Origin of the sequence: Bradyrhizobium sp. CER78, from assembly GCF_029846235.1 — a bacterium.
Classification (GTDB): domain Bacteria; phylum Pseudomonadota; class Alphaproteobacteria; order Rhizobiales; family Xanthobacteraceae; genus Bradyrhizobium.
Genome location: NZ_JARVWP010000017.1, coordinates 1 through 25,978, shown reverse-complemented (window position 1 = coordinate 25,978; position 25,978 = coordinate 1). Strand labels below are relative to the sequence as shown.

Below are 25,978 nucleotides of genomic sequence, written 5' to 3'. Positions count from 1 at the left end.
GAAAATCCCTCAAACGATACGGCCGGACGCTTCATGACTGCACATCAACGCAACCTTTCCGCCTCGATCGACCCCGTGAAGCTCGATCGGCTCGCCGAAGTCGCAATCAAGGTCGGCCTGCAGCTGCAGCCGGGGCAGGATATCTTGCTGACGGCGCCGGCCGCGGCGATGCCGCTGGTGCGGCGCGTCGTCGAGCATGCCTACAGAGCCGGCGCGGGTCTCGTGACCCCGTTCTTCTCAGACGAAGAGCTCACGCTGGCGCGCTACCGCTACGGCAACGACGCGAGCTTCGATCGCGCCGCGGGCTGGCTCTACGAGGGCATGGCGAAGGCGTTCGGCGCCAACACCGCGCGGCTTGCGATCGTCGGCGACAATCCGATGCTGCTGTCGGGCGAAGACCCGACCAAGGTGGCGCGCGCCAGCAAGGCCAATTCGATCGCCTACCAGCCGGCGCTGGAAAAGATCGTCAATTTCGACACCAACTGGAACATCATCGCCTATCCGAGCACGTCCTGGGCCAGGCAGGTCTTTCCCGACGATGCCGAGGACGTTGCGGTGGCAAAGCTCGCCGATGCGATCTTCTCCGCCTCCCGTGTCGATCAGGACGGCGCCGTCGCCAATTGGGAGCAGCACAATGCGAAGCTGCGCGAGCGCACCGAATGGCTCAACGGCCAGCGCTTCCACGCGCTGAAATATTCCGGTCCCGGCATGGACCTCACCATCGGGCTCGCCGACGGCCATGAATGGGAAGGCGGTGCCTCGACTGCGAAGAACGGCATCGTGTGCAATGCCAATATCCCGACCGAGGAGGTCTTCACCACGCCGCACTGCCGCCGCGTCAGCGGTCACGTCGTCAGTTCCAAGCCGCTGTCCTATCAGGGCACGCTGATCGACAATATTTCGGTGAGGTTCGAGGAAGGCCGCATCGTCGAGGCCAAGGCCTCGCGCGGCGAGGAAGTGCTGAAGAAGGTGCTCGACACCGACGAGGGCGCACGCCGCCTCGGCGAGGTCGCGCTGGTGCCGCATTCCTCACCGATCTCGAAGAGCGGGCTGCTGTTCTTCAACACGCTGTTCGACGAGAACGCCGCCTCGCACATCGCGCTCGGCCAGTGCTACTCGAAATGCTTCGTCAACGGCGACAGACTGACGCCGCAGCAGATCGCCGAGCAGGGCGGCAACAAGAGCCTCATCCACATCGACTGGATGATCGGCTCCGCTCACACCGACATCGACGGCATCCACGCCGACGGCCGCAGCGTGCCGGTGTTCCGCAAGGGCGAGTGGGCTTAGCGGCTCGCTTCACAATTGATTCCGTCATCCTGAGGTGCGCGCTCTTGCGCGCCTCGAAGGATGCACGGCCCGGATGTGACGGCACGGGAGAGAGGCGGGCGGTTCACCCTTCGAGGCTCGCTCCGCTCGCACCTCAGGGTGACGGGGACGTGTCCGGGATTAGTCCGACAGACCGCTATCGACGTAGTCTATCCCGCGCAGCGATCAGTTCGCCTCGCGTGGCGCTGAAGCGGCAGGTCTCGTGTTGCGGCTTGAAGCCGAGCCGGCGGTAGATCTTCAGCGCGGGAGCATTGCGGCTCGAGACGTTGAGCCAGCAGGGATGCTCGACCGATACGTCATGGGCGCTGAGCACGCGATACACCAGGAGCTGGCCGAGCCCGCGTCCCTGCCGCGCCGGGTCGACGGCGACCGACTCGATCCACATCGAGTTCCGCTCCGGCTCGGTCAGGCAGAAGCCTGACATCTGTCCATCTTCCGACGCGATCCAGACTTCGGTCTCGGTCAGGACCTGCGCCATCTCCTCTCGCGAGTACAGGCGGAAGGCGGCGTCCGAGGCATAGGCGGCATTGTGGATGCGTGCGACCTCGGCCGCGCAGGCGGTCACGTCTGAGACCTGCTCGATGGTGGCGCGGGCGGCCGCCAGCGTGCGCGCCGGTTGCAACGGCTCGACGCACTTCATCCCGATCTCGGACTCGAGATGAATGAAGCCGAAGGCCGCCACGAACGCCATTCCCGCCGGCCAGTCGCTGCTCACCAGCGTCTGCACGATGAGATCCGTCTCGGCGTCGATCGCAAGCACGTCGTCGAACAGCGCAAGACCAATCCGGTGGCGCCGCATCTCGGGCGCCACGACGACCTTGAGGAACCGGGAATGATGCGCGCCCTGGTCGCGCAATGAGGACTCGGCGAGGCCGACGAGCTGGCCATCCTGCTGGGCGATACGAAAGTCGCGGCCGCCGCGGTTCTGCGGCAGCTTCAGGAACTGGTCCCATTGCGGCAGCGTAACAGGGCCTAGCCGCGGTTCCACCGCAGCTGCCTTTGCGTAAAGCGCGACCACCGCTTCTGCATCAGCTTCTCGAAGCGGCCGGATGGTGATGCCGTCATCCATGAGTCGGAAGCTTACCCGATATCGAGCCGATAGACATCCTTTGCCGTCTTCAAGAACAACGCCGTCTTCTCGGCTTCGCTATATTGTGATGCAAGCCGTTTAAAGGTGTTGAAGATCACCTGATAGCTGCACTGTCCCTTGTCAGGTGGGAAGTTGCTTTCGAACATGCAACGGTTCGGCCCGAACGCCTCGATGCAGGTCTCCACATAGGGCCGCCAGGCGGCGGCGAGTTCCTCCGACGAGGGCGGCCTCGGGCGCAGGTGGAAGTCATAGCCGAGCAGGCACATCGCCAGCCCGCCGAGCTTGACCACGACGTTCGGGCATTTGGCGATCTCCCGGATCGACGCCTTCCAGACCGGAAAGGTCTCCTCGCGCTTGCCGGCGAAGCGGCCGGTGCCGACCGGGCCGCCGCAATGGTCGAGCACGATTTTGGTGTCGGGAAAGGCGCGGGCGAGATCGGTCAGCTCGCCGATCTGCGGATGGAACAACCAGGCATCGAAGCTGAGCCCGAGCGGCGCCAGGCAGGCGAACCCTTGACGAAAGGTGGAATCCAGCAGGATGCCTTTCGGCCGGTTCGCATACATGTGGGCGACGTTGGGGTCCTCATCCCAGGCCGAGGAGTGGCGGATGCCGCGGAACCGGCCGTTGCCGGCCGCAATCTCCGCCTCCAGCACCGCCTTGGCCTGGTCGCCGATCAGAAGGTTAACGTGGCTGACGATGCCGGCGCAGATCGCCGCCTTGCCATAGCCGCCGCTCGCCGCCATCGCGGCGACGCCGTTGGCGAATTCGACCTCGCCGACCGGGCGGAACGCCTCCGGCCCGTCGGCGCGGTACATCGACCGGCAGTCGACATAGACCGTCGCCACGATGTTGTGGCCCGATGCGATGTCGTCACGCATCTCCTCGATCAGATAGCGCAGGCCGCCGCGGTCCCAGAGATGGTGGTGCGGGTCGACGATCGGCCTGTCAGGATCGATGATCGCCTCGGTGTATTGGGCGAGCCAGTCTTCGCGGGGATTGGCATAGAGCCCGCTGGCTGAGGCGGGCAGAGTGCTGGCCATGGATGATGCTCCCTGTTCTTGCTCTTGTCGGCCGCCGATCCAGTGTCGGCTGCGCGAAGGATAACGAGCCGCGCGCGAACTGGTCAAATGCGCAACCGCGGCGCCTTTCGCCGCGTCATCAGCCATGCCACGCCGGCGCCGGCGAACTGAACGAGGCTTCCGGCGAGCATCGCAAGCAGCAAGCCGCGGCTGCCACCACCGGCTGCCGCATACAATGCGCCGAGCACCGCGACCCCTATCGTTGCACCGCTGATCCGCGCCACGTTGATCAGCGCCGCAGCCGTTCCGGCCCGCGCAGCCGCGACGTCGCCGATGGCCATCGCCGAGAGCGGTCCTGCCGCGAGGCCGAGCCCGAGGCCAGTGATGGCCAGTCCGAGCTCGGCCAGCGCGATGTTTGGTTGCAGGCCACCAAGACCAATCATCAGCAGACCGGCGCTCATCAGCGTCACGCCGCCCGATGTTGTCACGCGCAGTCCAAACTTGTCCGAGAGCGTGCCGGAGGGCGCCGAGACCAACACGAACACCAGCGACATCGGCAGCAACGCGGCGGCGCTCGCCGCGGCATCGAACCGCCCGCTCGACTGCCACGCCAGCGGCAACACGAAGACCATGCCATAGCCGCCGAAGGTCATGCCCGTGGTGGCGATCATCGCGGCGCGGAACTGCCGGGCGCCGAGTATTTCCGGCGACAACAGCGCCTCGGAACCCTTCCTCCTCTCGATCGCGATCAGCAGCGTTGTCGAAAGCAGGGCGACGACCAGCATGGCGGTCATCGCGCCCGGCGTCGATTGCGCGCCGATGGCGGCACAGGTCAGGCTTCCAAGCGCCAGCGCGCCGCAGAACTGGGCCGGAACGTCGAACGCGCGCCGCTGCGGGTTGGCTGATTCCGGGACCGTCGATCCGGCCATCAGAGCGACGAGCAGGCCGAACGGCACGATCACCAGGAAGATGCTGCGCCAGCCGAGCCATGGGATCAGCAGCCCGCCAAGGCTCGGTCCGAGCGCCATGGCGACGCCGTTGCAGGCGGCCCAGATGCCGAGTGCGCGGGCGCGCTCGTCCGGCCGGTCCCAGACCACACGGATGATCGCAAGTGAAGCCGGGATCATCAGCGCGCCTCCGGCGCCGGTGAGCGCACGTCCGCCGATCAGCACCTGTGCTGACGACGCGGCCGCGCACAGCAGCGATGCGAAGCTGAAGATCAGGGCGCCGCAGATCAGAATCCGGCGCCGGCCGTATCTGTCCGCAAGCATCCCGCCGGGCAGCAGCGAGACGGCGTAGAGCAGATTGTAGCTGTCCACGATCCATTGCAACTGGTCGACGCCGGCACCGAAATGATCGCCGATCGCGCGCGCGCCGAGATTGACGATGAAGGTGTCGATGTGCGCGATCGTGACCGCGAGGCACAGCGTCAGCAGCGTCAGCCGCTGCGATGCGCGCATGGCAAAGGGTTTACGCCGAAGCATATCGTCCATCGCGTATCCTGTTCTCTCGGGTTGAGCGGGGCGCTCAGGCCTTGTTCAGGCCTTGTTCAGGCCTTGGGCATTGAGCGCTTGTCGCGGGCACGCTGCTGGGGTGAGACTGCGGGGCGCACACCGCCCACCATCCATTCGTCGTAGAATTCGACCTTGGCATCGACCAGCGTCAGCGCCTCGGTCCACTTGGCGATCATCGCATGGACGCGGAGTTGATGGGCGGCAAGCAGGGCGCGGCGCTTGGGCAGGCTCGCGCTGCCCTGCTTCACCAGCGCGGTGTATTCGCGGAGTTGCCGGATCGACATGCCGGTCAGGCGCAACCGTTCCATCAGGTCGAGCCAGCCGACATGGTAATCGCTGTAGACGCGGCGGCGGCCGCGGTCTCTGACGACGCCCGGCATCAGGCCCTGCGTCTCGTACCAGCGGATCGTGTGCACGCTGCGGCCGGAGCGGCGCGCGATTTCACCGATATGGAGCGCGCTGAGCGCCTGGGTTGCTCGGGCATCCATCATGGTAAGACCGCCTTCATGGTGCCGGCGGGATCATGCGGTGTGCGGCTGATCCGCCGGACACTTCCGAGTGAACAAGCTAGAGCATACTCTAGGTCAAGCGCGAAAATCGCCGGTTGACGAAATCGTGTCAGGGGCGGGCTGCCTCACACCCCGTCGAGGATGATCACCGTCGGCGTCGCCGGCAGCGTGTCGCGCGAAATCCGCAAAGTTCGCTCGCCGCCGCGGCGGTCGATCTCGAACTGCTGGCCGATCAGGCGCATGAATTCGTCGAGCGGGGTTGCGAAGCGGTGCATCGGTAGCACCACCGAGGCGCGCAAGCGCTTGGTGATCTCGGAGATGCCGTCGAGCGACATCGTGTAAGTGCCGTCGATCGGCACCATCACGATGTCGAGCCGGCCGATCGCGGCGAACTGGCTGTCGTCGAGCTTGACGTGGAGGTGGCCGAGATGACCGATGCAGAGGCCGGCGACCTCGAAGATGAAGATCGAATTGCCGTCCTTGATCATCTCGCCGCCGGAACCTTCGCCCCAGTAGCGGCGGATATCCGTGGTGACATTGCGGATATAGACGTCGCCGATCCGCTCCGAATAATGCGCGGCCTGGCCATTCTCGCCCCAGCCGTGCAGCACGTGGGCAATCTTCGGGTCGGGAAACAGCGTGTAATGCGTCTCGTGCGCCCGGTTCATCGTGACGACATCGGGCAGCCGCCCGGTCCGATAGACGCCGCTGTAGTCGGTCGCGATCCGGATGCCGCCGGGCGTGTCGATGTAATAGGTCGAGTGGCCGGCATAGGTGATCGCGACCTCGTCCGCTTTGGCGGCGACGCGACGGTAACTCACCGGGGTGGCGCGCCGCGGCGCATTGGCCATCGCCAGGCATTCGCTGCGCTGGGCGTCCTGCGCGACCGCGTGACTGGTCAGTGTTCCCAGCAGGACGAGCGCGGCGAGCAATCTCAGCATGAGCTGTTCCGTCTGCGGCGATATCCGCGCGGGCGAGACTATCGCGCAATTGCCGTGCCGTCATGATGAGGCCGATGCATCGCTCCACGGCGCTGGCTGCAATACGATCCGGGCGATTATTCAGCTGGCAAGCGCTATCATGCCGCGCAGATCACTGCGATCAGGGAGTTCTGCGTGACCGACAATACCTCCGCGCCGCGCGCACCATCGACCAATCGGCTCGAGCCGTTGCGCCATGTCGACGCAGGCGTGCTCGACATCGCCTATTACGAGGCAGGCCCGGCCGACGGTCAGGCCGTGCTGCTGATGCACGGCTTCCCCTACGACATCCATTCCTATGTGGACGTCGCACCCAAGCTGGCGGCGCAGGGCTGCCGGGTCATCGTGCCTTATCTGCGCGGCTACGGGCCAACGGCCTTCCGCGACAAGGCGACGCCGCGTTCGGGCGAGCAGGCGGCGATCGCGGCCGACATGATGGCGCTGATGGATGCGCTCGGCATCAAGCGCGCGGTGTTCGCCGGCTATGATTGGGGCGGCCGTGCCGCGTCGATCGGCGCGGCGCTGTGGCCGGAACGGTGCATCGGACTGGTCTGCACCAACGGCTACATGATCCAGGACATCGCGCATGCCATGGTGCCGGCACGGCCCGAGCGCGAGGTGCCGCTCTGGTATCAGTATTATTTCCAGCTCGAGCGGGGGCGCGCCGGGCTTGCCGCCAACCGGCGCGGCATCGCGCGGATCCTGTGGAAACAATGGTCACCGGGCTGGGCATTCGACGATGCCTGCTTCGAGCGCACCGCCGCCGCGTTCGACAATCCCGATTATGTCGATGTGGTGATCCACAGTTATCGCCATCGCTACGGCGTTGTCGAAGGGGACCCGCAATACGCGGACATACAGCGTCGGCTCGACGCGTTGCCGATGATTGCGGTCCCCACCATCACGCTCGACGGCGCCGATGACGGGGTGACGGCTGCCACCGACGGCAGTGCCAGCGCAGCCAGGTACACCGCGCGCCGCGCCTATCGCGTGATCCCGCGCGCCGGCCACAACCTGCCGCAGGAGCAGCCGGAGGCCTTTGCCGCGGCGGTGATGGAGGTGATGAAGGCGTAACCTGTCAGGCTTAGCCGGTCAGATTTGGCGCGGGCTGATCTTCCAGGCGATGGCGAGCGTCAGCAGCGTCATAATCCCGCTGACCAGCGCGGCCACCGGGATCGTCAGGGCCAGTGCCGCAGTTGCGGCCCAGCCGATCGAGGAGAAGGCTTCCGCGAAGGTCGCGATGCGGGAGGAGGTCTGGCGTCGGCGGAACTGACTGCGCTTGGCCTGCGCACGGAACCAGAGCTGGACCGCGGCCGCAGATGCGGTCGCGATAATGATCGCGATCGCGGTGACCGCGGCCTGCTGCGGCGAGGCGAATGTGAGTGCCACTACCAGCGGCGCGAAGACGGTGGCGATGGCAATCAGGACGACCTCGATCTTGGCGCGGGTCACGCGTGACGGCGGCAGCGGTGCGGTCGCGACCAGATCGGGCGCGTCCTCGCCCGAGATGGTCAGCCACGCGAGCCCGCCGGCGAGCTGGCCTGCGGCCATCACGATGACAGGCGTAATCAGCACGATCGCGGTCGACGTGCCGGAGAAGCTTCGCCACAGCATCAGCGCCGGCGGCAGCAGATAGAGCATCTGCATCAGGCTCTGCGACAACAGCCAGGGATCGCGGCGCAGCAGCAGGAATTCCTTGCGGCGCAGCGCCTGCTGGCGCGAGCCGGACCGGAATGCGCGGGCCCGTCCCTGCGTGACCGCCGCCGGATTGGCGGCAACGCTTGCAACCGTGTCGGCAAATCGCGGCGCGAACACCGCCATCACGACGCCGAGCAGCACGAGCGCGGCGGCAAGCAGCAGCAACATGATCTCGATATCGCCGAGCGATGCGCGCGCCGGCCACCAGATCAGGCTGTCGGGCGCGGGAGCAATTCGTGCCGCGGTGTCGGAGGTCAGAAAGGCAAAGCGTGACAGCGTGCCGTAGGACAGCACGGCGACGACCTGCAGAGCGATGACGAAGCCGGCGCCGATGACGGCGGAGACGATCTGCGCCACCAGCCGCGTCCGGCTCGGCCCGATCACGCGAAACAGGAACGCAGTGACGGCGATCGCCGCGGCAGCCGCCGACAGCCCGATCGCAAGTACGACGCCGAAACCGGCGAGCCAGCGCGGGCCGCCGAGATACACCAGCACGTCGATGAACGGCGTCGAAAGCAAGAGCGCCATGCTGCTCACCGTCAGCGCGATCGCGGCGATCCGGATCGAGAAGATGTTGGTGAGCTTGGCCGGCGACGACATGATCAGATCGAGGTCGGCGCGGGCATAGAACACGCGCGTCACCGACTCGATCGCCTGCGAGAGCATCAGCGCCCAGGACAGGAAGATCGTGGCGGTCAGCACGATCAGCGAGGACGGATCGAGCGGAAACCTGAGGTCGACATAGCGGGCGACCACGGCATAGGCCGGCAGATGCAGGATCGCCGCGAAGACCAGCAGGCCGATGACGGCGCGATTGCGCCGTCGCCGGCCGCCGGTCATCATCGCCAGCCATTCGCGCCAGGCCAGGCGGAATTCGTGGCGCGCGAACCAGGTAAGATGGGCGGTCGAGCTCACGCGGCCGCCGCCTCGGTATCGACCAGCGCGATGAACATGTCCTCGAGGGTGGTGTCGTTGCGGCCGTTCTGCTCGCGCAGCTCGTTGAGCGTGCCTTCGGCGATCAGCCTGCCGGACGCGATCACGCCGATCCGGTCGGCCATGCGCTCGGCGACTTCGAGAATATGGGTGGTCATGATCACGGTGCAGCCGGTGCGGACGCGCTCCTGCAACAGCCCCTTGACGTGACGCGCCGACAGCGCGTCGAGGCCGGTCAGCGGTTCGTCGAGAATGATCAGGCGCGGATCGTGCACCAGCGCGCCGGCGAGCGCCACCTTCTGGCGCATGCCCTTGGAGAAGCCTTCGCAGCGCTCGTTGAGATGCGGCTCGAGCCCGAGCGAGATCAGGAGATTGCGCGCCGACTTCTCCGATGTGCGGGGATCGATGCCCCACAGGCCGGCGACGAATTCGAGATATTCCAGCGGCGTCAGCTTGTCGTAGATCATCGGCTCGTCGGACACCCAGGCCATGATCTGCTTGGCGGCGACCGGGTCGGCCAGCGCATCGACGCCGAGGATCGACACCGAGCCGGCATCGGGCCGCAACAGCCCGGCCACCATGCGCAGCGTCGTGGTCTTGCCGGCGCCGTTCGGACCGAGCAGCGCATAGAACTCGCCGACGTGGATGGTGAGATCGAGCGCGTCGACCGCCGGGCGGTCAAAACGCTTGGTTAACCCTCGCAGGGCCAGTGCGGACAGTTGCGATGTCATGATGTGGTGGCGATCCGGGAGTTCGCTCGTCGGTTGCGTGACCTTGGACAAAAACCGTTTCGGTGCAGTGAATCGCACGGGGCAAATCGAACGCGATATCCGTATTAGTCCGTGCTGCGGCATATCTCCGTAAATGTGATGATACAGCCGGATCAGCGGTTTGTTGACAGGGATCGGGCGTTTTGGCTCAATCCGGGCGGACATAGGCGGCTTTCAGCGCTTCCGACACAAGGGCGTGAAGGCGGGATGCAACGAGCGATCGACAAGAATCGCCGGGCATCGGGGAGGGAACGATGCTGGACTTCGTTCAGCAGCTCGTCAGCGGCATCGCGCTCGGCTGCGTTTACGGCCTGATCGCGCTCGGCTTCGTGCTGGTCTACAAGGCAACCGAGGTCGTCAATTTCGCGCAGGGCGATTTGATGATGCTGGGCGGCTTTTTCGCCTTCACATTCATTGGCCTGCTCGGGCTGAATTACTGGGTCGGCTTCGCCGGCGCGGTGATCTGCATGGCGCTGTTCGGCATGCTGGCCGAGCGGCTCGTGGTGCGGCCGATCCTCGGCTATCCGCAGTTCTCCATCATCATGGCGACGATCGGGCTCGGCTATTTCCTGCGCTCGGTGGCCGGCATGATCTGGGGCACCGACGACTTCAAGATCGAGACGCCGTTCAGCCAGGGCGTGCTGCGGATCGGCAGCCTGGTGCTGGCCTATGACAAATTGTCGGTGATCGCGGCGACCATCATCCTGTGCGCGCTGCTCTATCTGTTCTTCAACCGCACCACGCTCGGCACCGCGATGCGCGCCAGCTCCGAGAACATGCTGGCTGCCTATTACATGGGCATCCCGGTCAAGCGCGTGGTCTCGATCGTCTGGGCGATCTCGGCGGCGGTCGCGACCTGCGCCGGCGTGCTGCTGGCCCCGATCACCTTCATCCATTCCAATGTCGGGCTGGTGCTGGGGCTGAAGGCGTTTCCGGCCGCCGTGCTCGGCGGCTTCGGCTCGATCCCCGGCGCGGTGGTCGGCGGCGTCCTGATCGGCGTGATCGAGAGCATGGCGGGCTTCTATCTGCCGCAGGGATGGAAGGACGTCGCGCCCTACATCGTGCTGCTCGCAGTGCTGCTGCTCAAGCCCGAGGGCCTGTTCGGCCTTCACGTACGTAAAAAGGTCTGAGGAACGACATATGCGGTTTCTCTTCAAGACCGACTATGAAGACGACATCAGGCTGTTCCCGCATTCCGGCTACGTCTATTCCTACGGCTTGCTGCTCGCGGTGCTGCTGATCGCGCCCTATGTGCTGTCGAGCTACCTGATGAGCCAGCTCGTCTTCGTCTGCATCTATGCAACCGTCGGCGTCGGGCTGATGATCCTGACCGGCTTCACCGGACAGGCCTCGCTCGGCCATGCCGCGTTTCTGGCGATCGGCGCCTACACCGCGGCTTATCTGCAGCAATTCAACGTGCCGTTTCCGGTCTACTTCCTCGCCGCGGGACTGCTGACCGGCGTGGTCGGCGCGCTGGTCGGATTTCCGGCGCTGCGGCTGCAGGGCATCTATCTGGTGATCGCGACGATCTCGTTTGCCTTCATTGTCGAGGAAATCATGGCGCGCTGGGAGAGCGTGACCAACGGCAATGAGGGCATGCGGGTCAAGGCCATGCAACTGCTCGGCACCACGGTGTCGCGCGACGGCCCGACCTTCTATTATCTCTGCCTCGCGGTGCTGGTGCTGACCATCGTCGGCACGCTCAACCTGCTGCGCTCGCCGACCGGGCGCGCCTTTGTCGCGATCCGCGACAGCGAGACCGCGGCGCGCAGCATGGGCATCAATGTCGCACTCTACAAGGTGAAGTCGTTCGCGATCTCGGCTGGTATCACCGGCTTTGCCGGCGTGCTGTTCGCCCACAAGCTCTCCTTCATCTCGCCGGAGATGTTCACGCTGCAGCTCTCGATCGAGTTCATCATCGTGATCCTGATCGGCGGCACGTTCAGTCTGCACGGCGCGGTGCTGGGCGCGATCTTCCTGGTGATGATCGATCCATTCCTGACCTACCTGAAGGACGACATGCCCGGCGTGATCGCAGGCGCCGCGGCAACGCTCGGCGCCGGCACCGAGCGCGCCGGCCACATCCAGGATGCGGTCGCGGCCTTTGCCTCGGCCAACGGGCTGAAGGGCGCGATCTACGGCGTCATCATCGTGGTGTTCGTGCTCTTTGAACCTCTGGGACTCTATGGCCGCTGGCTCAAGATCAAGCTCTTCTTCCAGCTGTTCCCGCTGTACAAGCGCGCGACCTTCAAGCGGCAGAAGATTTACGTGAAATCGGAGCGGAACAGATGAGCTATTTCCGCGCCGAGAACCTGTCGCTGCATTTCGGTGGCCTGAAGGCGGTCGATGCCGTCAGCTTCGCGGTCGAGAAGGGCGAGATCCTCTCGATCATCGGGCCGAACGGCGCCGGCAAGAGCTCGATCTTCAACCTGATCTCGCGGATCTATCCGCCGACCTCGGGCAAGATCTTCTTCGAGGACCAGGACATCACCCAGCAGCCGGCCTACGACATCGCGAAACTCGGCATCGCACGCACGTTCCAGAACATCGAGCTGTTCGAGAACGCCACCGTGCTGAGTAATCTCCTGGTCGGCCGCCATCGCCATTCCACCACCCGGCTCTGGCAGGAACTGCTGTTCCTGCCGAGCGTGCGCGCCGGCGAGAAGGCGCATCGCCGCCGGGTCGAGCAGGTGATCGAATTCCTCGATCTCGAGCCCTACCGCGACAAGCTGATCTCGGGCTTGCCTTACGGGGTGCGCAAGGTGATCGAGCTGGCGCGGGCGTTGTGCTCGGAGCCGAAGCTGATCCTGCTCGACGAGCCGTCGTCCGGCCTCAACGTCGAGGAGACCGACGACATGTCGTTCTGGATCCGCGACATGAAGAGCGAGCTCGGCATCACCGTCCTGATGGTCGAGCACGACATGACGCTGGTCAACCGCGTCTCCGATCGCGTGATCGCGCTGAACTACGGCCGCGTGCTGGCGATGGGCTCGCCGTCCGAGGTGCAGCATCATCCCGACGTCGTCGCAGCCTATCTCGGCGCATGAGGATGATGCCATGAGCACATCGGACATCATCCTGAAGCTTTCCAACATCGAAAGCTATTACGGGCCGATCATGGCGATCCGCGGCATCAGCCTCGAGGTGCCGCGCGGCCAGATCGTGACGCTGCTCGGCGCCAACGGCGCCGGCAAGACCACGGTGCTGAAGACGATCTCCGGGATCCTCGATCCGCAGAAGGGCTCGATCGAATTCCTCGGCAAGCCGATCCAGCGCATGGAGGCCGACCGGATCGTGCGGCTCGGCCTCAGCCATGTGCCGGAGGGGCGCGAGGTGTTTCCGTTCCTGTCGGTGCGCGAGAACCTGATGATGGGTGCCTATCTGCGCAAGGACCGCGACGGTGTGGCGCAGGACCTCGAGCGCGTCTACGGCTATTTTCCCCGGCTGAAGGAGCGGCTCGGCCAGCCGGCCGGTCAGCTTTCGGGTGGCGAGCAGCAGATGCTGGCGATCGGGCGCGCGCTGATGAACCGGCCGACGCTGCTGCTGCTGGACGAGCCGTCGCTTGGGCTGTCGCCGATCCTGGTGAAGGAAATCTTCACCATCATCCGCCGCGTCAATGAGGAGCAGGGCATGTCGATCCTGCTGGTCGAGCAGAATGCCAAGATCGCGCTGGAGACGGCGCATTACGGCTATGTGCTGGAGATCGGCCGCGTCGTCATGAACGACACCTGCGAGCGGCTGCTCAATTCACCCGATATCCAGGAGTTCTATCTCGGCGCCAAGGAAGCCGGCGCGCGGGGTGAGCGGCGCTGGAAAAAGAAGAAGACGTGGCGTTAGGGAAGACTCCTGAGAAGACTTGGCGCTGACTAAAGTTGGTTTGGCACTGAGAGCGAGTTGGAGCTAGATTTCGGGCCTGTTTCGCCAGCAAGACCGGTACGCGAGCCGGCGCGCGAAGCAGGCGGCAGAGGAGGGAGCGCGCATGGCAGGACCAGCGGTGCTGACGGTCGCCGACACGATCGCGAGGAGCTTTCTGCTCGCGGTGCAAACGCGTGGCGACAGGCCCGCGATCCGCGAGAAGAAGTTCGGCATCTGGCAGCCGACCAGCTGGCGCGAATGGCTGCAGATCTCCAAGGACATCGCATTCGGCCTGCATGCGACCGGCTTCCGCCCCGGCGACGTCGCCTCGATCATCGCCAACGCGGTGCCGGAATGGGTCTATGCCGACATGGGCATCCTGTGCGCCGGCGGCGTGTCGTCCGGCATCTATCCGACCGATTCGGCGGCGCAGGTCGAATACCTCGTCAACGATTCCCGCACCCGGGTGATCTTCGTCGAGGACGAGGAGCAGCTCGACAAGGTGCTGACCTGCCGGTCGCGCTGTCCGACCCTGGAAAAGGTCGTCGTGTTCGACATGGAGGGCCTCTCCGGCTTCTCAGATCCGATGGTGCTGTCGCTCGCCGAGTTCACCGCACTCGGGCGCAATCATGCGCAGGGCAATGACGCCCTGTGGGATGAAATGACCGGCAGCCGCACCGCCTCCGATCTCGCGATCCTGGTCTATACGTCGGGCACCACGGGCCCGCCGAAGGGCGCGATGCACTCCAACCGCAGCGTGACGCACCAGATGCGCCACGCCAACGACCTCTACCCCTCGACCGACAGCGAGGAGCGGTTGGTGTTCCTGCCGCTCTGCCACGTCGCCGAGCGGGTCGGCGGCTATTACATCTCGCTCGCGCTCGGCTCGGTGATGAATTTTGCCGAGAGTCCGGAGACGGTGCCGGACAATCTGCGCGAGGTGCAGCCAACCGCTTTCCTCGCGGTGCCCCGGATCTGGGAGAAGTTCTATTCCGGCATCACCATTGCGCTAAAGGACGCGACCCCGTTCCAGAACTGGATGTACGCCCGCGCGCTCGCGATCGGCAACCGGATGACCGAGTGCCGGCTGGAGGGCGAGACGCCGCCGCTGTCGCTGCGGCTCGCCAACCGCGCCGCCTACTGGCTGGTGTTCCGCAACATCCGCCGCATGCTCGGGCTCGACCGTTGCCGGATCGCACTGACCGGCGCGGCGCCGATCTCGCCGGATCTGATCCGCTGGTATCTCGCGCTCGGCATCGACATGCGCGAGGTCTACGGCCAGACCGAGAATTGCGGTGTCGCGACCATGATGCCGGCGGACCGCATCAAGCTCGGCTCGGTCGGCAAGGCCGCACCCTGGGGCGAGGTGATGATCTGCCCGAAGGGCGAGATCCTGATCAAGGGCGACTTCCTGTTCATGGGCTATCTCAACCAGCCGGAGAAGACCGCCGAGACGATCGACGCGAAGGGCTGGCTGCATACCGGCGATGTCGGTGCGATCGACAATGAAGGCTATGTCAAGATCACCGACCGGATGAAGGACATCATCATCACCTCAGGCGGCAAGAACATCACGCCGTCCGAGATCGAGAACCAGCTCAAATTCTCGCCCTACGTCTCGGACGCGGTCGTGATCGGCGACAAGCGGCCCTATCTCACCTGCCTGATCATGATCGATCAGGAGAATGTCGAGAAATACGCCCAGGACCAGGACATCCCGTTCACCAACTACGCCAGCCTGTGCCGTGCCCGCGAGATCCAGGACCTGATCCACCGCGAGGTCGAGGCGGTCAACGCCAAGTTCGCGCGCGTCGAGACCATCAAGAAATTCTATTTGATCGAACGCCAGCTCACGCCCGAGGACGAGGAGCTGACGCCGACCATGAAACTGAAGCGCAGTTTCGTGAACAAGCGCTACGCGGCGGAGATCGACGCCATGTATGGCGAGCGGGCTGTCGCATAGCGGGGAATAGATTGGCGAAGGAGCGAGAAGGCCCGACCCTTCGCTCACCATGGGCCGTTGTTAAGGAGGAGACTGCAATGTCGAAATCGCTGAAGGCGCTGGGCCTTGCGGTGAGCGCGCTGGCGCTGACCTGTCTGCCGGCCGCAGCCCAGACCAAGGTCACCAATGAAGGCATCTCGCCGACTGAGATCGTGATCGGAACGCATCAGGATTTGTCCGGCCCGATCAAGGTCTGGGGCGTTCCGGTGTCGAACGGCATGAAGATGGCGGTTGAGGAGGTCAACGCCAGCGGCGGCATCAACGGCCGCAAGATCAAGATGATCCTGGAGGACAACGGCTACGACCCGAAGAAGGCCGTGCTGGCCTCGCAGAAGTTGGTCGAGCGCGACAAGATCTTCGCGATGATCGGCCCGATGGGCTCGCCGACCGTGCTCGCCGCGCAGGACATCCTGTTCGACGCCGGCGTGCTGCAACTGTTTCCGCTGACCGCCGCTGAATTCACCTTCAAGTTTGATCCCGCCAAGCCGCAGGAGCGGCTCAAGTTCAACAACCTGTTGCCCTATGTCGAGAGCACGCGCGCCGCGCTCAAATACATGATGGACTGGAAGAACTTCAAGAAGCCCTGCATCATGCATCAGGACGACGAGTACGGTAAGAACGTGCTCGATGGCTTCAATCAGCAGCTCGCTGCGATGAAGGTGCAGCCCGCCTCGATCACGAGCTACAAGCGCGGCGCCTCCGATTTCTCGGCGCAGGTCGCCAAGATGAAGGCCGACGGCTGCGATCTCGTCGTGCTTGGCACCGTGATCCGCGAAACCATCGGCGCGATGAACGAAGCCAGGAAGCTCGGCTGGGATGTGACCTTCCTCGGCGCCACGCCGACCAACGTGCTTGAAGTGCCGGCGCTCGGCAAGGAAGCCGTCGAGGGCCTCTACGCAGCGTCAGGCTTCGAGATTCCCTACGAGGACACGGCCAAGGGCAAGGTGAAGGACTGGCTGGTCAACTACAAGAAGATGTTCAACTCCGACGCCAACACCCAGGCGATCATCGGCTACAACGCGGTGATGACTTTTGCCTTCTACGCCCAGAAGGCGGGCAAGGATCTCACCGGCCAGAAGATGCTCGATGCGCTGGAGTCAGGCGACAAGTTCCTCGATATCTTCAGCTCGCCGCCGACCAAGTTCTCCAAAACGGATCATCTCGCCAACACCATCACCCAGGTGCAGCAGGTCAAGGGCGGCCGTTGGGTTCTGGTGAAGGACAATCTGATGTTCTGAGCGGTGCAGGGCTCCGCCTACCGTCATTGCTAGCGCAGCGAAGCAATCCATAGTCCCGCAAGCGGAAACATGGATTGCTTCGTCGCTTCGCTCCTCGCAATGACGGAGGTGGCTTGCGCTCAGATTCGCAGGCGAACTACGTCTTCAACTCACCGCGCCGCCGGCCGCCACGCCGCCTCGGTGACGAGCGGCGCATCGACATAACGGCTCACGCCGTTCTGGTCGATCACGAAGGTCGGCCGGAAACTCCTGATGTCGGTATCCTCGATCATCGCCATGCGACGGTTGTCGAGTGTCAGCCAGTGACCGTCGAGCCGCGCCGCGACCACCGCATGGTCCTCGCCGCCCAGCAGGTCATGCATGACCACGATACGCAAATCCTCCGGCGCGACGCCGGCCCTGGCGAGCGCCACGAACTTGGCGATCGCATAATCTTCGCAATCGCCGCTGCCGCGGGCGAAGGTGGCGAGCGGCGTGGCCCAGACGTCGGGCTCGCCGTAGGTCGCAAGATCGCTGCCCGGATGGATCGCGAGATTGATGGCGCGGTTGATCTCACCGAGCCGGGCGCGGCCGTTGCGCGCGCGACCAAGATCGACAATCGCCAGGAATCGCAGCGCCTCCGGCGACGCACACCCCGCGCGGTCGCTCTCGCAGGCTGCGAGCTGCACCAATTCGTCGGCCAGCTGGCGCTGCACGCCGAGCCATTTGTCGTGCAGGCCGCCGCCGGCGAGCAGGCTGGTCGCGAGGCCGAACGGTTCGGTTGACTGTCTGAGCAGGGTCGCCGGGCCGGGCGACAGCAGCGAGGCGGCGTTAAGCTCGGCAATTGGTGCGGCCAGAACCAGGCCGAAGCCCAACATGACGGAGCGCACCGCAAACGAGCGAAGCGAGAATCCCATGTGACACCCCCTGTCCGCTCATCGGCGGGTGGACACTACACCGCACACGCGACCGGAACTTTTCATGCCGCGAGCATGACCAGCGATCCCTTCGAATCGACTTAAGATGTGGGGAAACCGGGCCGGACGCTAAAGGGCGCGTGGTCCGGGTCCCGAAAACTTTACCGGTTTGTGAAACGAACCGGCGAACCTTTTTCCACCGCGAAACGCCTCATCCTTGCCTACTGGTTAACCCGGCCAGTCCGCGCACGGGATAGCTGCGATTTGTAAGCCAAGTCACAGCATTAGCCGGAAAAATCGGGTCAAATGCCCTCTCGGGGCTGCGGGGAAATAAAGGCAAGTACAGAAATGCCAGTCAATACCACGAATACGTGGCTCATTACCCATCTTGGCTCAAATCCCATCTCATGGTACCGTCAGGCAAGTTCGGAATACACGACTCATGTGAGAGTGAGCCAAGTCACATCCGCTCAAACCGCGCGACCAGAGCACCTTGCGAAAGCAAAGGATGGTTTCGCCAAGCTTTATCCGATGATATGCAGGCGTAATCATTCGGATATTTTACCAATATTAACCCTCGTGCGGTGATCCGCAGTGAACTTTATCGAGAAATTCGACGGCCATTTGCCGAGCGCGGACGCTTATGCCCGCGGACCGGTATACGTCGAAAGCGTTACCTCGAATGCTCCGCCTGGCGCGATCACGGTCGACGACGGGCAATTGCTGTTCACCGGCGACTTCAAGCGGACCGGGCTCGATCTCGTCATCTCGAAGGACGATCGGGAACTCGTCCTGCACGACTATTTCAAGGGCGAGAAGCGCGCGGCGCTGGCATCGCCTGAAGGCGCGCATCTCACCGGCGATCTCGTCAACGCGCTCACCGGCTACACCCAATATGCCCAGGCGGGCGGCGCGGCGGAGCCAGCCAAGGTCATCGGCCATGTCACCAAGCTGACGGGCAGCGCCACCGCCATCCGCAACGGCGTCGCGATCGTCCTGAACCAGGGCGACAACGTCAACAAGGGTGACGTGGTGCAGTCCGGCGGCGACTCGACGCTCGGCATCACCTTCATCGACGGCACCGTCTTCGGTCTCGGACCAAACGCCAAGATGGTGCTGAACGAGATGATCTACGACCCGAACGGGTCGAGCAATTCGTCGCTGATGAGCCTCGTCTCGGGCACCATTTCGTTCGTCGCCGGCGCGACCGCCAAGCATGGCGACATGAAGGTTGATACGCCGGTCGCGACCATGGGCATCCGCGGCACCGCGGTTCTGGTCGAGATCGATTTCGACGTGCAGGGCTCGGGCGGCGTGCCGCCGGCCAAATTCCAGGTGCTGGTCGAGCCTGACGGCACCACCGGCTCCTACATCCTGTTCGACAAGACGACGCTCAATCCGATCGCAACCGTCGATCAGGCCGGCACCCAAACCATCGTCAACGGCCAGGGCAGCGTCAGCTTCGTCTCGTCGGCGCAACTGTCGACCGATGCGCAGAAGCTGATCTCCGACGTCTTCGCGCTGAAGTTCACCGACAACAACAATCCCAACACCAAGCTCACGACGAACTTCACGGACAGCGTCGTCCCGGTCACGATCGGCCTCAAATTCCCGACCGGCGACGTGATCCTGCCGACAAGCTTCCTGCTGGCCCTGACCGGCAATGCCGGACCAGAGGCCGCTGCCAGCAAGCCCGACCACGCTCCCGGTGCGCCGCATGTCGTGACCCAGAATGCGTCGTTCGCCGAACAGCCCGGGCTGACGCATAGCACGCTGCCCGACACAGTGACCGGACAGATCACATGGACGGACGTCAATCTCGGCGACAAGCCCAGTGCGGCGGTCAGCTTCAGCACGTTCAGCTACCACGATGCCAGCGGCAAGGACGTGACCTCGCAGCTGACGGCGGCGGAACAGGCGGCCATCAACGCGGTCGAGATCCCGTTGCTGCTCGATCCCGATCCGAACAACACCAATGTCGGCTCGGCGACCTGGACCTACAGCCTAGCCGACGGCGCCTTCGACTTCCTGGCCGCCGGCGAAACCCTGACGCTGACCTATCTGGTGCGCGTCGACAACAACTACGCGCCGAGCAACGAGACCGCGTTCAAGACCATCACCATAACGATCACCGGCACCAACGACACGCCGGTCGTGACGTCTGCGCCGCAGGTCGCTTCGATCACCGAGCTGCCATGGACGACGAATTCCGGCGCGCCGGATACCGCGCACGGCACGGTCACGTTCACCGATGCGGATCTGACCGACACGCACACGGTCACCATCACCGGCGTCACCGAGGCCGGCGTCACCAGCGGGCTTGCCAACCAGGCCACGGTGCTGAGCTGGCTGTCGCTGGGCGCGCTGACCGATTCGACCGATGGCGTGACTGGATCGCGCGCCTGGACGTTCTCGGCAACCGACAAGAGTTTCGACTATCTCGCTGCCGGCGAGACGCTGACGCTGACCTACACGATCCAGATCGACGACCATCATGGCGGCGTCGTCACGGTCCCGGTCACGATCACGATCGTCGGCACGGATGACATGCCGGTGATCACGTCGCCGACCCAGGCCGCCGCGATCACCGAAGTCGAGGGGACGACCGGTTCGGTGGCCCACGATACCGCGTCCGGCACGGTGACCTTCACCGACGTCGATCTCAGCGACACCCACAGCGTCACCGTGGCCGGCGTCACCGAAACCGGCGTCACGTCAGGGCTCCCCGATCAGGCGACGATCCTGAGCTGGCTGTCGCTCGGGAAGCTGTCGGATTCGACCGGCGGCGTGACCGGATCGGATGTCTGGACGTTCTCGGCTGCGGACAAGAGTTTCGATTATCTCGCCGCGGGCGAGAAGCTGACGTTGACCTATACGATCCAGGTCGACGACCATCATGGCGGCGTCGTCACCCAGCCCGTCACGATCACCATCACGGGCACCAACGACGTCCCGACATTCACCGCCGAGCCCCAGACCGCCACCATCGCCGAGCAGCCCGACACGACGGGTTCATCCAAGCCGGACGTGGCCCAGGGTGTGGTGGGCTTTGCCGACGTCGATCTCAGCGACACCCACACCGTGTCCATCACCGGTGTGACCGAGTCCGGGACGACCACGGGCCTGACCGAGAACGAGTCCACGATCCTGAACTGGCTGTCGCTGGGGGCGCTGACGGATTCGACCGGCCACGTGACCGGGTCACAGGCCTGGACCTTCTCGGCCGCGGATCAGAATTTCGACTACCTCGCCGCCGGCGAGACGCTGACGCTGACCTATACGATCCAGGTCGACGACCATCATGGCGGTGTGGTCAGCCAGCCGCTGACGATCACGATCACCGGCAGCAATGACGTGCCGACGGTCACGTCGGAGGCGCAGACGGCCACCATCGCCGAGCAGCCCGACACCACGGGTTCGTCCAAGCCGGACAGCGCATCGGGCACGGTGACCTTCACCGATGTGGACCTCAGCGACACCCACACGATGACCATCACCGGCGTCGCCGAAGCCGGAGCGACCGCGGGCCTGCCCGAGGACCAGTCCACCATCCTGAACTGGCTGTCGCTGGGGACGCTGACGGATTCGACCGGCGGGCTGACCGGATCGCAGGCCTGGACCTTCTCGGCCGCGGACAAGAATTTCGACTACCTCGCCGCCGGCGAGACGCTGACGCTGACCTACACGATCCAGCTCAACGATCATCATGGCGGCGTCGTCAACACGCCGGTGACGATCACGATCCACGGCGCCAACGACGCGCCGACGCTCGCCGACGTCAATGCCGGCACGCTCGTCGATACCGCTGCCTACGACACGTTCAGCCCGCTGACCGGCACGCTGCATGGCCATGACGTCGACGACGGTGAGACCGCGACGCTGACCTATGCCGCCCTCAATTCGGACCACGCCGCGGTCACGCAGATCTCAGGCCTTTACGGCATACTCACGGTCAATGCGGACGGCACCTACAGCTACGTTCCTAACGATGCCGCGATCAATGCGCTGCCTAAAGGGAGCTATGCCGACACGTTCACCGTCGAGACGATCGATGTGCATGGCGCGACCGCGACCGCGACGCTGACGGTCGATGTGATCGGCGCCAACGACACCCCGACGCTGGCCTTCCACCCGACCTATCTCAATTTCGACGGCAGCACGACGGCCGTCGGCGCGGTGGCGACGACGCATGTCGGAAACGGCACGGACGGGGTCACGCTTGCGGGCTGGGTGGATTGGAACGGCAGCGGCAAAGCCGGCGATTCTCAGCTTCTGTTCTACGATGGAAGCACGTCCGACGCCGGGCTCGGGGTCAACGGCGTGGTCACGGCCGGTGGCCTACTGGATCTACAGATCCAGAACGGCGGGATCGCGGGCATCGATACAGGGATCACCATCTCGCGCGGTGCGTGGCACCATATCGCGCTGACCCACGTCAACGGCGACTTCACGCTCTATGTCGACGGGGCCGTCGCGTTCACGACCAACGCGAGCGTCAACACCATTCCGGGCTCGCATGCCGACTTCACCTTGATCGGCGGCGTATCCTCGGAGAACGGCAGCAGCTTCGCGGCCGAGGGTTTCACCGGCAGCATCGCCGATGTGAGTGTCTGGAACTCAGCGCTGACGCAGTCACAGGTCCAGGCGCTCGAATCCACGATGCTGGCGGGCAATGAGAGCGGGCTTGCGGCCTATTTTCCGCTGAGCGATGGCAGCGGCACCAGTGCAGCCGATCTGGTCGGTAGCGCCGGCAATCTGACGGTTCACGGCAACCCCGCATGGGTGGTGAACGGCGACGCGAGCTGGCCTGCCACCGGTCTTTCCACCGCGCCAGGCACAGCGCTTTCGATCACGGGTCTGAAAGTCTCCGACGTCGACATCGGTAGCACCGAGCAGGTGACGCTGAATGTGGGGCATGGCGCGATCGCACTCACAAACGCTGCCGGGGTCGAGGTCAGTGCCAACGGAGCAAACGGTACGCTGACGTTCAACGGCACTGTGGCTGCGGTTGACGCGGCTCTGGCGGGCGGCGTGGTCTACACACCGACATCCGGCTACAGCGGCGCCGACTCGCTGCACGTTTCGACGACCGACCAGGGCGGATTGACCGCAACGATGGATCTCGCGATCAATCTGACGCCCGCCTCGCCGCTGGAAATCCACACCGACAACATCATCATCACCGAGAATCCCAACGGGACCGACTCGATCTCCGGCCTGACCGTTACCGATGCCGAAGCAACGGCCATGCAGAATTTCACCCTGGCGGCCACCGCGGTCGGTTTGGGCAGCAGCGTGACGCCGCCGGCGCAAACGGGCCACCTCGCCGATATCAACGCTGCGCTGGCATCGTCGGCTCTCACCTATCACCCCGGCACCGCGCCGACCGACACCGTCACGCTCTCCGTGACCGACGGCAACGGCGCGAGCGATACGGTCAACCTGATCTTCAACGTCCAGCAAAATCCATCCCAGCCGGTGACGCTGACGGGCACCAGCGGCAAGGACGTGTTGTTCGGGACGGCGGGTTATCAGGACCAGTTCGTGTTCGCGCCGAATTTCAACCACGACACGATCCTGAACTACAAGCCCGGCGTCGACCACATCGATCTCACCGCGGTGGTGTCGACCAGCAGTGTCGACACCTGGATCAGCCAGCACGTTGCGCAGTCGCCGACCAATGCGGCCGATACGCTGATCACGATCGACAGCGCGGACACCATCACACTGCGCAACGTCAGCCCCGCGGCGCTCGGCCACAACGACTTCCTGCTTCACGTCACGTGACGGCTGTGCGGCCGAGCCGCCATCGGCGGCGGGGCGGGTCGGGCTGATTGTGCACCGCGCTTGCCGGCTCCATTGGAACAACCCTCCGCGCGTGATATCCAGACGCCATGAGACGGCTGAAGGCGATACGAAGGTGGTTCGGACGGCGCTTCGGCTATGCGCGGCTGGCCTGCGTGGCGCTGTTGGTCGGCTTTGCCGCGTTGCGGGCTGTGGATCCGGCTCCGGTGCAGGAGCTCCGCGTCAGGACGTTCGACACCTTCCAGGTGCTCGAACCCCGCCAGAAGACCGCGCGGCCCGTCACCATCGTCGATATCGACGAGAGGAGTCTCGCCGATCCCCGGCTCGGGCAGTGGCCGTGGCCGCGGACACGGCTCGCCGACATCGTCATCAATCTCACCCGGCTCGGCGCCGTGGTGATCGCGTTCGACGCGGTGTTCTCCGAGCCGGACCGTCTTAATCCCGATATCGCGGCCGACACGTTCAGCAGCCTCGACGAGGAGATGCGCGCCAGGCTGCGGCAGCTGCCGAGCAATGACAGCATTTTCGCCGACGCCATCAGGAACTCGCGCGTGGTGCTCGGCGAATCCGGCGGCCCCAATGTACGCGCCGACCTCAACGAAAAGCTGCCGGTCACCGGGCTTGCGATGCTCGGCGAGGAGCCGCAGCAGTTCATGTTCCAGTTTCCGGGCTTGTTGCGCAACGTGCCGGTGCTTGAGGAGGCCGCCGCCGGGCGAGGTCTGTTCACGATCAGGCCGGAGCGCGACGGCATCGTCAGGCGGGTGCCGATGATGATGGTCGCGCAGGACGTCACCATGCCATCGCTGACGTTCGAAATGCTGCGGGTGGCGAGCGGCTCCGGCACCATCCTGATCAAGGCCGACAAGGGCGGCATCCAGAGCCTCGGCATCAAGGGCTTTGCGATCCCGACCGATCAATTCGCCCAGCTCTGGATCCATTACGCGCGCCGCGACCCTTCGATCTATGTCTCCGCCGTCGATGTGCTGGATGGGCGGGTCCCGCCGGACCGGATCGCCGGCAAGCTGGTCCTGATCGGCACCTCCTCGGTCGGGTTGAACGACATCAAGACCACGCCGGTGACGCCGGCCATGCCCGGGGTCGAGGTTCACGCCCAGGTGCTGGAGAGCGCGCTCACCGGCGACGTCGTTTCGCAGCCGAGCTACGGCATCGCCATCGAATTCCTCGCCGCGATGATCATGGGGCTCCTGGTCATCGCCTTCGCGCCGAAATTCGGTCCGATCACGCTGGTCATCGTCGGCGGCATGTTCGCCTCGGTGCTGACCGGCACGTCCTGGTATTTCTATTCCCAGCACCGGCTCCTGATCGACTTCACCTATCCGCTGATGTCGACCACGGCGATCTATCTGACGCTGATCTTCTCGGCCTTCGTGCGCGAGCAGCAGCAGCGCCGGCAGATCAGGTCGCAATTCGTGCAGTACATGTCGCCGGCGCTGGTCGAGCAGCTGGCGCAGTCGCCGGAGCGGCTCGTGCTCGGCGGCGAGGAGCGCGAGATGACCATCATGTTCTCGGACATGCGCGGCTTCACCACGATCTCGGAAACCTACAAGCGCGATCCGCAGGGCCTCACGGCGCTGATGAATCGCTTCCTCACGCCGCTTTCCAACGCGATCCTCGCCCGCAAGGGCACCATCGACAAATACATGGGCGACGCCATCATGGCGTTCTGGAATGCGCCGCTCGACGACAAGCAGCATCAGCTCAACGCCTGCGACGCTGCGCTCGACATGCTGGAGCGCGTCGACGACCTCAACCGTGCGCGCGAGCAGGAAGCCAAGGCCGGCGGCCATGTCTATGTGCCGCTCAACATCGGTGTCGGTCTCAACACCGGCACGTGCGTGGTCGGCAATATGGGCTCCGACGTGCGTTTCGACTATTCGGTGTTCGGCGACAGCGTCAATCTGGCCTCGCGGCTGGAAGGGCAATCCAAGGAGTACGGCTTCCCGATCATCGTGGGATCGAAGACCGCGCTTGCCGTGAAGGAGAAGTTCGCGATCCTCGAGCTCGACTTCATCATGGTCAAGGGCAAGAAGGAGCCCGAGGTGATCTATGCGATCGCCGGCCGCGAAGACGTCGCCGGGTCCGGCCGCTTCCAGCGGTTGCGCAACCTGACCATCGAGATGCTGGCCTGTTACCGCAGCCGTGACTGGGATGGCGCACTCGCCGCGATCGAGCGCGGCCGCAAGACCGACGAGGCGCAGACGCTGCAGTATCTCTACCGCCTCTACGAGGCGCGCATCCGCGCCTTCCAGAAGGAGCCGCCGCCGGACGATTGGGACGGCGCGTTCGCGCTGCTGACCAAGTAAGACGCCACAAATCCCC

General features: G+C 64.6%; 18 protein-coding genes. 10 read left to right on the top strand and 8 right to left on the bottom strand.

Translation table 11 applies throughout. The features are described from left to right. The first annotated feature begins 33 nt into the window (after nucleotides 1–33). A complete protein-coding gene (locus QDT69_RS29040) occupies nucleotides 34–1,290 on the top strand; it encodes an aminopeptidase (RefSeq protein WP_279709899.1) in 1,257 nt (418 codons plus the stop codon). Between the two features lie 175 nt (nucleotides 1,291–1,465). Here the strand turns inward: QDT69_RS29040 and QDT69_RS29035 are convergent, their stop codons facing one another. From QDT69_RS29035 to QDT69_RS29015, 5 genes are all read right to left on the bottom strand, one after another. Further along, nucleotides 1,466–2,398 (bottom strand): GNAT family N-acetyltransferase, encoded by a 933-nt coding sequence (locus tag QDT69_RS29035; protein ID WP_279709898.1) that lies wholly within the window; start codon nucleotides 2,396–2,398, stop codon nucleotides 1,466–1,468. Nucleotides 2,399–2,409: 11 nt separating this feature from the next. Next, a complete protein-coding gene (locus tag QDT69_RS29030; RefSeq protein WP_279709897.1) occupies nucleotides 2,410–3,459 on the bottom strand; it encodes an amidohydrolase family protein in 1,050 nt (349 codons plus the stop codon). 83 nt (nucleotides 3,460–3,542) lie between these two features. After that, nucleotides 3,543–4,931, bottom strand: coding sequence for an MFS transporter (locus QDT69_RS29025; protein WP_279709896.1), 1,389 nt, complete (start codon nucleotides 4,929–4,931; stop codon nucleotides 3,543–3,545). Nucleotides 4,932–4,987: 56 nt separating this feature from the next. Further along, nucleotides 4,988–5,443 (bottom strand): MerR family transcriptional regulator, encoded by a 456-nt coding sequence (locus QDT69_RS29020; RefSeq protein WP_279709895.1) that lies wholly within the window; start codon nucleotides 5,441–5,443, stop codon nucleotides 4,988–4,990. 143 nt (nucleotides 5,444–5,586) lie between these two features. Next, nucleotides 5,587–6,402: an MBL fold metallo-hydrolase gene (locus QDT69_RS29015; RefSeq protein ID WP_279709894.1), complete on the bottom strand. Its 816-nt coding sequence runs from the start codon at nucleotides 6,400–6,402 to the stop codon at nucleotides 5,587–5,589. 174 nt (nucleotides 6,403–6,576) lie between these two features. Between QDT69_RS29015 and QDT69_RS29010 the strand changes: the two genes are divergently transcribed. Continuing rightward, the gene (locus tag QDT69_RS29010) at nucleotides 6,577–7,515 is read left to right on the top strand and encodes an alpha/beta hydrolase (protein ID WP_279709893.1); all 939 of its coding nucleotides are present in this window, start codon (nucleotides 6,577–6,579) and stop codon (nucleotides 7,513–7,515) included. 18 nt (nucleotides 7,516–7,533) lie between these two features. On the opposite strand, the gene QDT69_RS29005 is transcribed toward QDT69_RS29010, so the two are convergent. Then, nucleotides 7,534–9,054 carry a permease gene (locus QDT69_RS29005; protein WP_279709892.1) on the bottom strand — a complete coding sequence of 507 codons (1,521 nt, stop codon included), beginning with the start codon at nucleotides 9,052–9,054 and terminating at the stop codon, nucleotides 7,534–7,536. Beyond that, nucleotides 9,051–9,803, bottom strand: coding sequence for an ABC transporter ATP-binding protein (locus QDT69_RS29000; RefSeq protein WP_279709891.1), 753 nt, complete (start codon nucleotides 9,801–9,803; stop codon nucleotides 9,051–9,053). The genes QDT69_RS29005 and QDT69_RS29000 overlap by 4 nt, the downstream gene beginning before the upstream one ends. A 293-nt stretch (nucleotides 9,804–10,096) precedes the next feature. On the opposite strand from QDT69_RS29000, the gene QDT69_RS28995 reads away from it, so the two are divergent. The 6 genes from QDT69_RS28995 to QDT69_RS28970 all read left to right on the top strand — a co-directional run bounded on the left by QDT69_RS28995 (nucleotide 10,097) and on the right by QDT69_RS28970 (nucleotide 16,937). Continuing rightward, on the top strand, nucleotides 10,097–10,972 hold the full coding sequence (locus tag QDT69_RS28995; RefSeq protein ID WP_279709890.1) for a branched-chain amino acid ABC transporter permease: 876 nt from the start codon (nucleotides 10,097–10,099) through the stop codon (nucleotides 10,970–10,972). 10 nt (nucleotides 10,973–10,982) lie between these two features. Continuing rightward, nucleotides 10,983–12,134 (top strand): branched-chain amino acid ABC transporter permease, encoded by a 1,152-nt coding sequence (locus tag QDT69_RS28990; protein ID WP_146992140.1) that lies wholly within the window; start codon nucleotides 10,983–10,985, stop codon nucleotides 12,132–12,134. Further along, on the top strand, nucleotides 12,131–12,889 hold the full coding sequence (locus tag QDT69_RS28985) for an ABC transporter ATP-binding protein (protein ID WP_050423024.1): 759 nt from the start codon (nucleotides 12,131–12,133) through the stop codon (nucleotides 12,887–12,889). Before QDT69_RS28990 ends, QDT69_RS28985 begins: the two co-directional genes overlap by 4 nt. Before the next feature lie 10 nt (nucleotides 12,890–12,899). Further along, nucleotides 12,900–13,679 (top strand): ABC transporter ATP-binding protein, encoded by a 780-nt coding sequence (locus QDT69_RS28980; protein ID WP_050423023.1) that lies wholly within the window; start codon nucleotides 12,900–12,902, stop codon nucleotides 13,677–13,679. A gap of 142 nt (nucleotides 13,680–13,821) precedes the next feature. After that, on the top strand, nucleotides 13,822–15,660 hold the full coding sequence (locus QDT69_RS28975) for an AMP-dependent synthetase/ligase (protein WP_279709889.1): 1,839 nt from the start codon (nucleotides 13,822–13,824) through the stop codon (nucleotides 15,658–15,660). 77 nt (nucleotides 15,661–15,737) lie between these two features. Next, the gene (locus QDT69_RS28970; RefSeq protein WP_279709888.1) at nucleotides 15,738–16,937 is read left to right on the top strand and encodes an ABC transporter substrate-binding protein; all 1,200 of its coding nucleotides are present in this window, start codon (nucleotides 15,738–15,740) and stop codon (nucleotides 16,935–16,937) included. Nucleotides 16,938–17,086: 149 nt separating this feature from the next. Here the strand turns inward: QDT69_RS28970 and QDT69_RS28965 are convergent, their stop codons facing one another. After that, nucleotides 17,087–17,833, bottom strand: coding sequence for a transglutaminase-like cysteine peptidase (locus tag QDT69_RS28965; RefSeq protein ID WP_279709887.1), 747 nt, complete (start codon nucleotides 17,831–17,833; stop codon nucleotides 17,087–17,089). Between the two features lie 594 nt (nucleotides 17,834–18,427). Between QDT69_RS28965 and QDT69_RS28960 the strand changes: the two genes are divergently transcribed. Both QDT69_RS28960 and QDT69_RS28955 read left to right on the top strand, forming a co-directional pair. After that, entirely contained in the window at nucleotides 18,428–23,620 is a 5,193-nt protein-coding gene (locus tag QDT69_RS28960; RefSeq protein ID WP_279709885.1) for a VCBS domain-containing protein, read from the top strand. 107 nt (nucleotides 23,621–23,727) lie between these two features. After that, the gene (locus QDT69_RS28955; RefSeq protein WP_279709884.1) at nucleotides 23,728–25,962 is read left to right on the top strand and encodes an adenylate/guanylate cyclase domain-containing protein; all 2,235 of its coding nucleotides are present in this window, start codon (nucleotides 23,728–23,730) and stop codon (nucleotides 25,960–25,962) included. Nucleotides 25,963–25,978: the final 16 nt, after the last annotated feature.